We start from the raw sequence: 13,319 nt of genomic DNA, 5'->3' as shown, positions 1-13,319 counted from the left end.
CTTAATCGAGGTCTGCCTTGTGGGTGCAGACGCTGTTCAGGAAGTGACGGTCGTGAGCGATGATGATCATCAGGCTGGAGCGCTGGGTCAGGATGTTTTCCAGCCAGCGGATGGTGTTGATGTCCAGGTGGTTGGTCGGTTCGTCGAGCAACAGCACTTCAGGATCGGAGAACAGCGCCTGAGCCAGCAATACGCGCAGTTTCCAGCCTGGGGACACTTCGCTCATCGGGCCGAAGTGCTGCTCGATGCCGATGCCCAGGCCCAGCAGCAATTCGCCGGCACGGGATTCGGCAGTGTAGCCGTCCATTTCGGCGAATTCGGTTTCCAGTTCCGCAACGGCCATGCCGTCTTCTTCGGTCATTTCCGGCAGCGAGTAGATACGGTCGCGCTCGGCCTTGACCTTCCACAGCTCTTCGTGGCCCATGATCACGGTATCGATCACGGTGAATTCTTCGTAAGCGAACTGGTCCTGGCGCAATTTACCCAGACGCACGTTCGGCTCGAGCATGACCTGGCCGCCGGACGGCTCGAGGTCGTCGCCGAGGATTTTCATGAAAGTCGACTTGCCGCAACCGTTGGCGCCGATCAGGCCGTAGCGGTTGCCCGCGGCGAATTTGACCGAAACGTTTTCGAATAGCGGCTTGGCGCCGAACTGCATCGTGATGTTAGCTGTAGAGATCAAAGGTTTTTCCTGCGAAGCATTCAGAGTAGCTAGGGTTGCGGCAGTACCGATTCAGTACCCGTTTCCGGTATTCGAACCACAGGAAATGCATCCCGGTCAGAAGCGGAAGGTCCATCTGGCAATAAGTGGACAGCAGCATATGGAGCGCTTGGCCCGAGTCGAAGTGCGCTGAAACGGGGTTCTTTCCCGTCATCAACCAAGGGGGGCGCGTAATGTTTGGCGGCGATTGTACTGGTCTGGCTCTTTAAACGATAGGGCGTTAAGGCCGCACGGCCACTTTGGCAGCACCAGCGGACAGATTTTCACCGTTGAAGGTTAACTATTGGTTACAAACTGTGGCTAAAATGCCATCTATCACCCGATGCCGACAGGCGGCATAGGCTCAAGGACGCGCTGTTTCGTATTCAGACGCTGTACAAGACCCTCGGGCCGATCGGCCGGCTAGGGACGCAGTTTGTTCACTTCTGACGTGTGACGATTTTTGTGAAATTGATCATTGCCGCTATTTACGTTGTATCCATTGCGTACGTCCACTTGCGCGGACGTGTGCGCCACAAGCTGGGCCGCCAACTGAGCGACCACTCGACGTTTCTGGCGCCGATCAACTGCTTCCTTTATCTGTTCTCGAAAATCCCCAACAAGCCTTATCTGAACCCGGCCGACTTTCCTGATCTGAGTCCGTTACAGGACCATTGGGAAGAAATTCGCGCCGAGGGCCAAAACCTGCTCAGGGCCGGGGAGATCAAGCGCTCGAATCACTACGACGACGTCGGCTTCAACTCGTTCTTCAAGACTGGCTGGAAACGTTTTTACCTGAAGTGGTACGGCGACAGCCATCCTTCGGCCATGAAACTTTGCCCGCGCACAACGGAATTGGTGCAAAGCATCGGCTCGATCAAGGCCGCGATGTTCGCCGAGCTGCCACCGGGTTCGAAACTGGTCCGTCACCGCGATCCGTATGCCGGTTCCTACCGCTATCACCTGGGCCTGGAAACACCGAACGATGCCGGTTGCTACATCAACGTCGATGGCGAGAACTACCACTGGCGCGACGGTGAAGCGGTCATGTTCGACGAGACCTTCATCCATTACGCCGAAAACACCACCGAGCACAACCGCATCATTCTGTTCTGCGACGTTGAGCGGCCGATGAAGTATCGCTGGGCGACGGCGTTGAATGGCTGGTTCAGCCGTAATGTGATGTCGGCGGCGGGCGCACCAAACGATGCGGGTGACAAGACCGGCGGTATCAACCGCTTGTTCGCCAAAATCTACAAGATTCGCCTTCGCGGCAAAGCGCTCAAGAAGCGCAACCGCAAGCTCTATTACATCGAAAAGTGGGCGATTTTCGGCGGATTGCTGGCGATTTTCGTCTTGATCTGAGTTTTGTGTTACGTCAGAAGACGCCATCGCGAGCAAGCTCGCTCCCACACTGGAACTTCTGTGATCACACTATTTGTGAACAACACAGAGCCAATGTGGGAGCGAGCTTGCTCGCGATGGGGCCATAACATCCACCGCAAAACCATCAATCAGCCACGAGACGTCTTCGTGGCTTTTTTCTGCGCGGCAGGTTTAGCCGCCGGTTTGGTCTTACCGGAGCTCTTGCCGCCGAGGCTGCGTTTAAGCAGCTCGGTCAGATCGATAACGTCTGCGGTTTTGCGCTCCTCTTCGCCAGTCGCTGTTTCGACATCCTCGATCTTGCCTTCATTAGCCTTCTTCTCAACCAACGCCATGATCTTGTCTTCAAAACTGTCGCGATAATCCTCGGGTTTCCAGTCTGCGCTCATGTCCTGAACCAGTCGTTTGGCCATGTCGAGTTCACCCTTGGCCAGTTCGGGCTTGGTGACTTCACTGCCCAGCTCGAGGGTGTCCAGACTTCGCACTTCGGCGGGCCAGCGCAGCATCACCAATACCATTGCCGATTCCAGCGGCATCAGCGCGGCGAGGTGCTGGCGCGTGTGCAGCACAACATGAGCCAGGGCGACTTTATTGGTTTTGCTTAACGTTTCGCGCAACAGCGCATAGACCTTGCCACCGCGTTTATCCGGCGCGAGGTAGTAGGGCGTATCAATGTTTTGCAGGGGGATCTGCTCGCTGTCGACAAAGGAAAAGATGTCGATGGTCTGAGTGGACATCGGGTGCGCCGACTTGATTTCCTCTTCGCTGAGGACCACATACCGACCCTTTTCATACTGCACACCTTTAACGATGTGTTCCTTGGTCACTTCCTTGCCGGTGGCCTTGTTGACGCGCTTGTAGCCCACCGGGTCCATGCTGCGGCTGTCGAGCCAGTCGAAATCCACCCCTTGCGAGGACGTCGCCGAGACCAGCGCCACAGGGATATGCACCAGACCGAAACTGATCGCGCCTTTCCAGATTGCCCGTGCCATGGTCGTCTTCTCGCGAGTGATGTTCAGGTGACCTGTGACGCTGTGCAAAAGTTTCAGCGGGCTGCGACCCGGTCCTGCGGGCGTATCGGCGGTCGGGTCAACTCGTGTTACATCTTGTGAAGGAGGTTTTAGTTAACAAATCCGAACCCCGGGCGTAGCGTGATATCGAAGTTTCTATCCACGCTGATGTCGAGAGGCTCCCCATGAACAGATTTGTGCTCGGCTGCACCGCGTTGGCGTTGGCGTTGGCGTTGGCGTTGAGTGGCGTGCTGAGCAATCTGGCCCAGGCTGACACCGCATCGCCACCTTCTTCATTACTGTTGGCCCAGAGCCCGACGGGCCACACCAGCAATCCTTACAACAGCCCGATTCGCCGGGCCAATCCCAACAGCATGCAAGGCACGCAACCCAGCGCGCCGACCATCCGTGGGCCGAACACAGTGCCCGTGCCGCGGCCTCCGACGCTTGACAATGGTGGCGTCGGCAACCGCTATCCCCAGGGTCACTCGCCTCCCGCCACCCCACCGAAATTCATTCCCAACCCACCTCATCGAGACGCAGACACCAGCAACCGTTGAACGGCACGACAGCGTTCTTGCCAGCCATTCGAACGACAAAAGGAATCGTGCATGTTGCGTAAAACCCTTCTGGCCACACTGTGTGCCAGCGCACTGATCACCGTCACGGCGCCAGTTTTCGCAGCGCCAACCCAGAATTTTAAAAGCGAACAGGGCACCCTTGAGGTGACGACAATGACCAAGGGGCTCGAACATCCCTGGGCCTTGGCGTTTCTTCCCGATCGCCAAGGGATGCTGGTGACCGAGCGGCCTGGCAACCTGCGGGTGGTCAGCGCCGACGGTAAACTTTCCGCACCGCTCAGTGGCGTGCCAAAGGTTTGGGCCAAGGGGCAGGGCGGCTTGCTGGATGTGGTGTTGTCGCCCGACTTCAAGCAAGACCGCACAGTCTATCTGTCGTATGCCGAAGGGGGCGGTGAGGGCAACAAGGCCGGGACGGCGGTTGGTCGCGGACGTCTGTCTGACGACCTGACAGCCATAAAGGATTTCAAAGTGATCTTTCGCCAGGAACCCAAGCTTTCGGTCGGTAACCACTTTGGTTCGCGCCTGGTGTTCGACCGCGACGGCTACCTGTTCATCACCCTTGGCGAGAACAATGACCGGCCGACCGCCCAAGACCTTGACAAGCTGCAAGGCAAGGTCGTGCGGATCTACCCGGACGGCAAGGTGCCGGATGACAACCCCTTTGTCGGTCAGGCCGGCGTACGCCCGGAAATCTGGTCCTATGGCCAGCGCAATCCGCAAGGCGCGGCGCTCAATCCCTGGACCGGCACCCTCTGGGAAAACGAACACGGTCCTCAGGGGGGCGATGAAATCAACATCATCGAGCGTGGCAAGAACTACGGCTGGCCGATGGCAACCCATGGCATCAACTATTCCGGCCAGCCGATTCCGGAAGCCAAGGGCAAGACCGCCGAAGGCACCATCGCCCCGCGCCATGTCTGGGAAAAGTCCCCCGGCCTCAGCGGCATGGCGTTCTACGACGCTGACCGCTTCAAGGCCTGGCAGCACAACGTGTTTATCGGCGCGTTAGTGAGCCAGGAGTTGATCCGCTTGCAGTTCGAGGGCGACAAGGTCGTTCACGAAGAGCGATTGCTGGGCGAACTCAACAAGCGCATTCGTGATGTGCGGCAAGGCCCGGACGGGTATTTGTATGTGCTGACCGATGAGGACGATGGGGCGTTGTACAAAATCGGACTGAAGTAACCGACACCTGTAGCAGCAGGCGAAGCCTGCGTCCGGCTGCGTAGCAGTCGCCAATTCTGCCACCTTGGTTTACCTGAATGACCGCGTTGGCTGATTTTACGACTGCTGCGCAGCCGGACGCAGGCTTCGCCAGCTGCTACAAGGGTGTTTTTGGTCACGTTCGGGCGTACAGGATCACTGCCGCCCGAAGCTTGCCCCGACCGAAACTGCACATCTTTTCAAATTCCCCATGGCTGACCGGCAAATGCTGGCAGTCCATGGGTTGGCGATGCTGGCTGTGATCGACATCCGGGTCATGCAGGTAGACGAACTCGTCATCGCAATCGGTGACGATCACCCAATGCGGCGATTTGGAACGGGTCAGTCGATAGCTGCTGATGAGCACCAGCGGTTGTCCGCCACCGTCCAGTAAACCCGGAAGATCCAGCGGCCCGCCGATCACTCGCTCCACATCAGTCTCTTGTAGCTGCGTGGTGAACTCTTCGTGCACTAACCGCATTACATCTTTCTTATGCGCATCGCGTACGCCATCGAGAAACAGTGGCCCGGCCATGCTCAGTTGCAGTCGCACCCGAAACCCTCGGTGCCATGCTGCCAGCGCCAGGCCTTGAGGGCTGCAACCGCCGTGGCCCGAAGTCATGAACACCGTGGTCGCCTCGCGCCAGATTTGCAGTTCTTCACGCCGCTCCAGTAACCGACCCTGTTGCAACGCGCCCATGGCCATCAACAAGCAGGCCGGGCCGCAGGTGAAGTCGGTGGTCTGTCGGTACCACGGCACCTGGATATTGCGCGAGTCGCGGTGCTGGAGGATGCGCTTCTCAAGGCGCAGCGCGTCGGCATGGTCCTGGTAATAGTCATGAATCAGCGCAAAACGCCGGTAACCGTTGCGCTCATACAAGGCAATCGCTGCCGGGTTGTCGATGCGCACCTCCAACCGCAGGTAGGCGCAGTCATGTTCAAGGGCGCAGGCCTCGACGCGTTCCAGCAACTGTTTGCCCAAACCATTGCCACGGGCCTCGGCGGCGATGGCAATCGAATACAGCCGCGCCAGGGACGTACCTCGATGGAACAACACCACCGCGTAACCGAGCAGCACGTCGCCGACTTCGGCTACCAACAGCTGTCCATGGGCGCGAGTGATCATCCACTGAAAACTGCGACTGTTGAGCCGATCCGTGGTGAAGCATTGCTCTTCGAGTTTCAGCAGCGCCGGTAAGTCTTCAACGACCGCCAGGCGAAAGACAGGATGCATATGACCACCGTAAAAGTTGCGTAACGAAACGGGACTTTCGAAAAAGTTCGTGCTTAATAGGAAAGGTCTTGTTCTCCAACGGATCAATCACTATGTCAGCGGTACAAGGTCATTGGCGCGAAGTATCCGAGCAAACTTTGCCGCCGGCAACTTTTTTAAATGATGCGGTTAGAACTTCAAGCCAGTTGATTATCATCGTCGAACGCAAGGAAGACTGGGCGTCCTACTTTCCCAGCGAAGACATCGTCACGGCCCAGGAATACTTGGAACAAACCCGCGACAACGAGCAGGGCAAGCGGGTCCAAGTGATCAACCTGTGCCGCAGCTACAAGTACCTGGGGCACGGGTATTACTGCTCGCTGCTGGCCGAAGCCCGGGGGCACAAGGTCATTCCATCGGTGCGGACCATCAGCGAACTGACGCGTAAATCGCTGTACGGCCTGGCCCTGGATGATCTGGATAAACCCTTGGAAAAGGCCCTCAGTAATCATCTCTACAGCGATACCGAGGGCTTTACGCTAACCCTGTATTTCGGCAAGACCAATATCGAGCCCTTGCAGGATCTGGCGCGACAGTTGTTTGAAGTATTCCCGTGTCCGATATTGCTAGTTGAATTTCGACGAACTAACGGCTGGCACATCGAAGGCATAAAGTCCGGGGCCTTACACAAGTTGCGCGAAGATCAGGAAGATCAGTTCGCCAACTCCCTGGACAGTTTCAGCCGCAAGATCTGGCGCGTGCCACGCTCCCGACGCTTGGCCCGTTATGACCTGGCCATCCTGCATGACCCGCAGGAAGCGTTGCCGCCGTCCAACGCCAAGGCCCTGGACAACTTTGTCCGGGTCGGTAAGACCCTCGGCATCGATGTCGAGCTGATCGAGCGCAAGGACTACGCCCGCATCGCCGAATACGACGGGCTGCTGATCCGCGAGACCACAAGCGTTGACAACCATACCTACCGCTTCGCCAAGAAAGCCGAGAGTGAAGGGTTGGTGGTGATGGACGACCCGACGTCGATCCTGCGCTGCACCAACAAGGTCTACCTGACCGACCTGCTGAAAAGCCATCAACTCGGCATGCCTGCCACCGAAATTCTCTACAAGGAACGACCGGAAGACTTCGAACGGGTCGGCGAACGGTTGGGCTTTCCGCTGGTGTTGAAGATCCCCGACGGCTGTTTCTCTCGGGGGGTGATCAAGGTCGAAAGCCAGCAAGCCTTGCTCGAAGCCACGGCCGAACTGTTCGAGCATTCGGTGCTGTTGCTGGCTCAGGAATTCTTCTACACCGAATACGACTGGCGCATCGGCGTGCTCAACCGCAAACCCATCTTTGCCTGCCAGTACTTCATGTCCAAGGGCCATTGGCAGATCTACAACCACAAGGCCAAGGGCCAGGACATCAATGGCGAATGCCGTACCCTGGCGGTTCACGAAGCACCGCGGGCAGTGGTGGAGCTGGCGGTGAAGACTGCGAACCTGATCGGCGATGGCCTCTACGGTGTCGACCTCAAGCAGTCCGGCGACAAAGTGGTGGTGATCGAGGTCAACGACAATCCCAACATGGACGCCGGCATCGAAGACGCTTACTTGCAGGACGATCTCTATTCACTGGTGCTGGAAGAGTTCGTCCGCCGCCTGGAACTCAAGCGCCGCGGCCAGGCCTGGTGAACGGCCGATGATCAAGAGCTTTCAACTGATCCACGGCGCCCTGCACAAAGTCGAACGGCTGGACGCCGAAGTGATGCTCTTCAGCAACCCCGACGCCGCCGAGCGGGACCTGCTGCACAGCCATTTCAAGCTCGATGAACACGCCCTGGCCTCGGCCCTGGACCCCGACGAGGTGTCGCGCATCGAGTTTCACCCCGACAACTTGTTCCTGATCTGGAAACGCCCGGAAAACTATTCCGGTGCCGGCAACCTGGCCTTCGAGGTGTCGTCCTGCGGCTTGCTGTTCTCGCCGGGCCGTTTGCTGGTGATTGCCACCGACGACTCGCCGCTGCACGGGCTCGGCACCCGGCAGCGGCTGAACACGCCGCTGGATGTGTTGCTGGATTTGTTGTTCAACAACATCCATCACTACTTGGGCCACCTGAAGGTGATCAAACTGGTTGCCCGGGAGTTGCAGCAAAAATTCAATGCGTCGATGGAAAACCAGCACCTGATCCAGATGTTCAACCTCAGCGAGAGCCTGATCTATTACATCAACGCCATCCACAGCAACGGCGCGGTGCTGACCCGGCTGCGCAACCACGCGGAAAAGGAACACTTCAGCACCCAGGCCATCGGCCTGATCGACGACCTGATCATCGAAAACAACCAGTGCTACAAACAGGCGGAAATCTACTCCACGGTGTTCTCCGGGCTGATCGACGCCCGGGGCAACCTGATGAACAACAGCATGAACAACCTGCTGCGCAAACTGACGTTGATCAACGTGGTGTTTCTGCCGCTGAACCTGATTGCAAGTATCGGCGGCATGTCCGAGTTCAGCATGATGACGGCGGGCGTGCCATGGTGGGTTTCGTATCCGCTGTTTCTGACCGCGATGATAATGGGGGCTGGAGTGATGGTGCTCGGGCTCAGGCGGTTGGCGAAGTGACAGCCTTTCTCCGATCCTGCAGGCCACGGACCACGAGGTACAACAATGGCCCGATGGAGACGAAAACAGCGGTGATCAAAAGGTAGGGAACCACCGACCATCCCGACTGCCCCCGCTTGCGCGCATCCGTGTACATCCAGATGCCTGCGAGCGTCGCCAGCAGGTACAAATCAATCACTACCTGCGCCGTGTCGGGGCGCGACATCAGGCTGATGCCGAAGTCGATCAACGACTGTTCCGCCTGAAGCATCACCGAAACGGTGTAGCCGGCGAATGCGATCAGGGCAATGAGGGGCAGGGCGACAGACTTCATGGTTTCCTTCCTTGGGACAATGAGCAGAGTCGCCAGCTTACAGAGGCCGAGTAAAACTGGCCATTGACTTGCCATCAGCGTCCGGCTAATTTCCGGACATGACTTCCACTGTATTGCGCTGCCAGCCAAGCATTATTACCGCCATTCCTTATTTGGCGGGCTAGCTCACGACTGCAGCACCCAACCCGCCCTAGAGGCGGGTTTTTACTTTCTGTCTCCTGGGTCTTGAATCAACGCCGACCGGCGTAGGAGCTGCCGAAGGCTGAGATCTTTTGATCTTGGCGTCCGCAAGATAGATCAAAAGATCGCAGCCTTCGGCAGCTCCTACACACAGTCGGTTTACGACAGGAGACAACCATGAGCACCCCCGCCCAGCAGACCTTGCTTGAGCACTACGTGAAAAAGATCCTTGCCGCGCCCGTGTATGAGCTCGCGGTGCGTACGCCGCTGCAACCGGCGCCAGCGTTGTCCGAGGCGCTCGGCAATCAGATCCTGCTCAAGCGCGAAGACTTGCAACCGACCTTTTCCTTCAAGATCCGCGGTGCCTACAACAAACTGGTGCAACTGAGCGATGAGCAAAAGACTCGCGGGGTAATCACCGCTTCCGCCGGTAATCATGCTCAAGGCGTGGCGCTGGCGGCGCGTGAACTGGGGATCGCCGCCACCATTGTGATGCCGTGCACGACGCCGGAATTGAAGGTGCTTGGCGTACGCAGTCGGGGTGCTGATGCGGTACTGCACGGTGAGAGTTTTCCGTTTGCGCTGGACTATGCACTGAACCTGGCGCGGCAAACCGGTCGTACCTTTGTCTCGCCCTTCGACGATCCGGATGTGATCGCCGGGCAGGGCACCGTCGCCATGGAAATCCTGCGTCAGCATCAAGGTCCACTGGACGCGATCTTCGTCCCGGTGGGTGGTGGAGGCCTGATCGCTGGCATCGCGGCGTACGTCAAATACTTGCGACCTGAAGTCCGCATCATCGGCGTCGAGTCGGAGCATTCCGCCTGCTTATATGCGGCATTACAGGCCGGCGAGCGAGTTGTCCTGCCGAACGTAGGCACTTTCGCCGACGGTGTGGCTGTCGCACAGATCGGTGCTTATGGTTTCGAAGTCTGCCGGTTCTGTGTCGATGAGGTGTTGACGGTCAGCAACGACGAACTCTGCGCCGCCATCAAGAATATCTACGACGATACCCGCTCGATCACCGAACCCTCCGGTGCCTTGGCCGTGGCCGGAATCAAGAAATACGTGGCGCAAACCGGTGCCCGTGGTCAGACACTGGTAGCGATCGACTCAGGTGCCAATATCAATTTCGACAGTTTGCGCCATGTGGCCGAACGCGCCGCGTTGAGCGGCGCCCCGGCGTGAGCGGTGTCAGGCCAGCAGCGGGCGCAGGAAGGTCCGCTCATAACTGACGATAAACTTCTTCTCGACCAGCGAAGCCACGAGCGCGGCGCTTTCGGCGTCAGTCATCGCGATATGCCGGTAGCTTTCGTAGTCCGCCAGCGAAGGAAAGCTGAACAGGCAGTAGGCGATATTGCTCGCGCCCTCGGAAGGCAGGAAGTACCCGTGGTGCGTACCGCCCAAACGCTCGACGATGCCGAGCCAGGCTTTGGCGTAGGCTTCGAATTCGCTGAGTTGATACGGATCGATCACATATTTGACGTGGCAGGTAATCAAAATGGCGCTCCTATAACGGGATAGAACGGTTATTCCTGAACGGCTTTCTCGACCTTGCTCGACGCCGACCAGATCCGGTAGCGGACTTCGACGTCTTTGGGCACGTAGAGCACGATCGGCAGTTTGCTGTTGTAGCGCAGCATGAAACCGTCACCGACCACCGGCACAAAGTCTTTTTTACTTTTGCCGTCCGGGCAGGCCATCAGCGTACTCATCGGGCCGATGACTTTTTCCAGTCGGTAGAACGGGTAGCCCCAGCCTTCGAGGTTTTTCTCCTCGAGAATACCGCCCAGGCGTTGGCGATTGCAGTCGACGGTCAGGGTTTTGCCGGCGAGGACTTCGACCTGGAAGCTGTCTTCCTGAGTCTGTGCCGGAAGGCGAATGACCTGGCGGGTGAAACCGCTTTCAGCTTTGGGGAACGGCGCGACTTCTTCAAGTTTTTCGGCGTGAGCGATGGTCGACAGCCCAGCAAAAATCAGCCCGACGGTAGTGATACAGGTCAAAGAACCCATGATGCCTCCTTGCTTGCGAGTGGGGTCAGCGGATACTGATTTGATTGGCCGCATTCTTACTGGCGTGGTCGGCCAATGCAAACTTGTCGCTGGATGTATGCAAATTGCAGGGGCGCCACAACGCCTTTCTTGCATATTGCATGGGCTATTTACGCGCGGTTTCGCTAAATCGTTGATTTACCGATGAGCTGCAGGGCGAAATCCTAGGCATGTTTTATGCTGTAGCTGGTCTTAAGCTGACCGGGGATTTCATTGCGTCAGTATCGATAGTTGATTGGCAGTCTCACATTAAGGAGAGGGTCGCCATGTTTCTTTCTGCCTTGGAACTTCGCAACATTATTGAAAGCAGTTTTCTGCCGAAACGTTGTCAATGCACGCTGTCGCCGGACCTGTCGATGACCGTCAAGGTGTATTCCGATCGTGAAACCGATCATCTCGATCTAATGAAGACAGGAATAAATGCCAAACAGCTAAATGGTTGCCGAGAAATCAATGACCTGATAGCTGGACTGCGCTCTGACATGCAGCACCAAACCATTGCCCGGACCCTGCATCCAGACCGGAAAGCGCTTTAACCCACGGTTTCGAGTTCCATCGACACGCGCTTGGTCTGGAGAAACGCCAGACCCAGCGCCAGTTCGACCACCACAGCAAGCAATATGCCCGGACCGGCATGGCCATTGAGCCATTCGCCAAAGCCCAGTGCTGCCAGCCCCCAGCAGCTGACCATGAAGCCATTGCTCAGCGCATGGCGGGTGATCGAAGGCGACTCGTTTCGAACCAGATAAAACATCACGCCCAATGCCGCGAACAGCATTGCACTGCGCCGCGCGACAACGCCCACCGCCAACGAGTATTCAATGCTCCAGATCGACAGCAACCAGTCGGGCATCAAACCCCAGACCAGGGCCAACAGAAAACACAGCGCGGCGGTAAAGGTCGACAAGGCACGAAACGATAACTGCATGGCGAATCCTTGCGGCAGTGGGGGGAGGCGCTGAGCATAGCGCCAGAACCCCTCACAGGAATACCGCAAAGTATTGAATCAGACCTTTCCGTCAGTTTTGATAACTGCAAGCGTCGGAAAGTTTACGGTAGGAGATTTCCGCAGGCTTGCCCGAGGTGCTGTCGATGTACTTCATGTCGGCTGTGACCACTTTGCAGTCCAGCGTCGACGGTTCGGTCAAGGTAATGACCTTGCCCACATGCAGCGGCATACCGTAGTGGTACGGCACCGCCTGGGAGCTCGAAGTGTCATTGGCCTGGGCCAAGCCGGCAAACGCGGTGCAGGCGAGGGCGGTGGTGATCAGCACGGTGCGCATGTTCATGAACGATCTCCGATGCGGGGGGAAGTCAGCTCGACGTATAGGCGTCGAACCTGCCGCACTGGGCGTCAGAGAACTCTGAGGGCGTGCGGTCCAGTAAAGTTTTGGACCGCGGGGTTAAGCGATGGTTAACCCGACTGAATGCCGCCTGTCGTGAGGAGGTTTCTGTCAGAGGTTTCATGTAGGTAAAAAAACTGAGGGAGGTTCGGCCCGTTCCTACACGGTCGGACTCTTTGTCGTCTTTCGTCGGCAGGCTACCAGCGTTTACTGTTTGACCTCGCTGCAAAATCAGCGAGCAGGTTTGGTCACCTGAGAACAGTGCACATATGTGTGCCATGATTCGCCTTACGGACATCTATGTCCTTATGGCGCATTGCTGTGGCGGCTGTGTGCAGGACGCCTTCGGGCGAGCTGAGTTACTGTTCTCGGTTGACCAAGCCTGTATACAGTCCGCCTCCCATCGTTTGGTCACGGTATTGGCGGTTACTTCAAAACAGATGAGTAACTTACTATGCCAACGCTAAATCCGTTTCCTGAGCGTTATCGCTCAATCAAAAGCAATGTTACCGACACAAACCCAATGGTCATCGACACCGAGGCCGATCCCCAAGACATCCTCGAAGCCGCTTTACAGCGTGTCCGAGCCGCCAGCCAGTTACTTGAAACGCTTCATTGCCAGTGTTTCAAGGTAACCGCTCCATGAACCCCACATTCAAAGCCAGCAGTTGATCCCCGAAGCTGTACTCCGTTTTCTCTCTGGAGCCAGCACGTCATGATGCGACC

Annotated in this window: 13 protein-coding genes and 2 pseudogenes; 7 read left to right on the top strand and 8 right to left on the bottom strand. The window is 57.4% G+C overall.

Annotation, left to right across the window (positions count from 1 at the left end):
• Window positions 1-658 (bottom strand): annotated as a pseudogene (locus ACIQU2_RS24930) (ATP-binding cassette domain-containing protein); the annotation flags it as partial.
• 507 nt (window positions 659-1,165) lie between these two features.
• Between ACIQU2_RS24930 and lpxO the strand changes: the two are divergent.
• Complete coding sequence (gene lpxO / locus ACIQU2_RS24925; RefSeq protein WP_403144653.1) at window positions 1,166-2,065, top strand: lipid A hydroxylase LpxO; 900 nt, start codon at window positions 1,166-1,168, stop codon at window positions 2,063-2,065.
• Between the two features lie 149 nt (window positions 2,066-2,214).
• Here lpxO and ACIQU2_RS24920 read toward each other — a convergent pair whose 3' ends face one another.
• Window positions 2,215-3,075: a Ku protein gene (locus ACIQU2_RS24920; protein WP_347804792.1), complete on the bottom strand. Its 861-nt coding sequence runs from the start codon at window positions 3,073-3,075 to the stop codon at window positions 2,215-2,217.
• Between the two features lie 203 nt (window positions 3,076-3,278).
• Here ACIQU2_RS24920 and ACIQU2_RS24915 point away from each other — a divergent pair, with 203 nt between their 5' ends.
• Window positions 3,279-3,653, top strand: a complete 375-nt coding sequence (locus tag ACIQU2_RS24915) for a hypothetical protein (RefSeq protein ID WP_403144649.1) — start codon at window positions 3,279-3,281, stop codon at window positions 3,651-3,653.
• Between the two features lie 51 nt (window positions 3,654-3,704).
• The gene (locus ACIQU2_RS24910) at window positions 3,705-4,856 is read left to right on the top strand and encodes a PQQ-dependent sugar dehydrogenase (RefSeq protein WP_347804794.1); all 1,152 of its coding nucleotides are present in this window, start codon (window positions 3,705-3,707) and stop codon (window positions 4,854-4,856) included.
• 154 nt (window positions 4,857-5,010) lie between these two features.
• On the opposite strand, the gene ACIQU2_RS24905 is transcribed toward ACIQU2_RS24910, so the two are convergent.
• Window positions 5,011-6,108, bottom strand: a complete 1,098-nt coding sequence (locus tag ACIQU2_RS24905; RefSeq protein ID WP_347806093.1) for a peptidase C39 family protein — start codon at window positions 6,106-6,108, stop codon at window positions 5,011-5,013.
• Window positions 6,109-6,200: 92 nt separating this feature from the next.
• Here ACIQU2_RS24905 and ACIQU2_RS24900 point away from each other — a divergent pair, with 92 nt between their 5' ends.
• Complete coding sequence (locus ACIQU2_RS24900; protein WP_347806094.1) at window positions 6,201-7,775, top strand: RimK family protein; 1,575 nt, start codon at window positions 6,201-6,203, stop codon at window positions 7,773-7,775.
• Between the two features lie 7 nt (window positions 7,776-7,782).
• Window positions 7,783-8,706: a magnesium transporter CorA family protein gene (locus ACIQU2_RS24895; RefSeq protein WP_403144647.1), complete on the top strand. Its 924-nt coding sequence runs from the start codon at window positions 7,783-7,785 to the stop codon at window positions 8,704-8,706.
• Here the strand turns inward: ACIQU2_RS24895 and ACIQU2_RS24890 are convergent.
• Entirely contained in the window at window positions 8,687-9,019 is a 333-nt protein-coding gene (locus ACIQU2_RS24890) for a DUF2834 domain-containing protein (RefSeq protein WP_403144644.1), read from the bottom strand. The two genes, ACIQU2_RS24895 and ACIQU2_RS24890, sit on opposite strands and share 20 nt — an antisense overlap.
• A gap of 357 nt (window positions 9,020-9,376) precedes the next feature.
• Here ACIQU2_RS24890 and ilvA point away from each other — a divergent pair.
• A pseudogene (ilvA, locus tag ACIQU2_RS24885) lies at window positions 9,377-10,369 on the top strand (threonine ammonia-lyase, biosynthetic); the annotation flags it as partial.
• Between the two features lie 24 nt (window positions 10,370-10,393).
• Here ilvA and ACIQU2_RS24880 read toward each other — a convergent pair.
• Window positions 10,394-10,699, bottom strand: a complete 306-nt coding sequence (locus ACIQU2_RS24880; RefSeq protein ID WP_074876451.1) for an NIPSNAP family protein — start codon at window positions 10,697-10,699, stop codon at window positions 10,394-10,396.
• A 29-nt stretch (window positions 10,700-10,728) separates the two neighbouring features.
• Entirely contained in the window at window positions 10,729-11,211 is a 483-nt protein-coding gene (eco, locus tag ACIQU2_RS24875) for a serine protease inhibitor ecotin (RefSeq protein WP_347806097.1), read from the bottom strand.
• A 305-nt stretch (window positions 11,212-11,516) separates the two neighbouring features.
• Here eco and ACIQU2_RS24870 point away from each other — a divergent pair, with 305 nt between their 5' ends.
• Window positions 11,517-11,786, top strand: a complete 270-nt coding sequence (locus ACIQU2_RS24870; protein ID WP_129444312.1) for a DUF1652 domain-containing protein — start codon at window positions 11,517-11,519, stop codon at window positions 11,784-11,786.
• Here ACIQU2_RS24870 and ACIQU2_RS24865 read toward each other — a convergent pair.
• Together ACIQU2_RS24865 and ACIQU2_RS24860 are read right to left on the bottom strand one after the other, a co-directional pair.
• On the bottom strand, window positions 11,783-12,178 hold the full coding sequence (locus tag ACIQU2_RS24865) for a hypothetical protein (protein ID WP_347806098.1): 396 nt from the start codon (window positions 12,176-12,178) through the stop codon (window positions 11,783-11,785). The genes ACIQU2_RS24870 and ACIQU2_RS24865 overlap by 4 nt on opposite strands.
• Window positions 12,179-12,269: 91 nt before the next feature.
• Window positions 12,270-12,539: a DUF2790 domain-containing protein gene (locus ACIQU2_RS24860; protein ID WP_403144638.1), complete on the bottom strand. Its 270-nt coding sequence runs from the start codon at window positions 12,537-12,539 to the stop codon at window positions 12,270-12,272.
• Window positions 12,540-13,319: the final 780 nt, after the last annotated feature.

Origin of the sequence: Pseudomonas sp. NPDC098740 (assembly GCF_044760065.1) — a bacterium.
GTDB classification, from domain to species: domain Bacteria; phylum Pseudomonadota; class Gammaproteobacteria; order Pseudomonadales; family Pseudomonadaceae; genus Aquipseudomonas; species Aquipseudomonas rossensis.
Note: the sequence above shows the minus strand (reverse complement) of the source record. Positions and strands in the feature narration are given on the sequence as shown.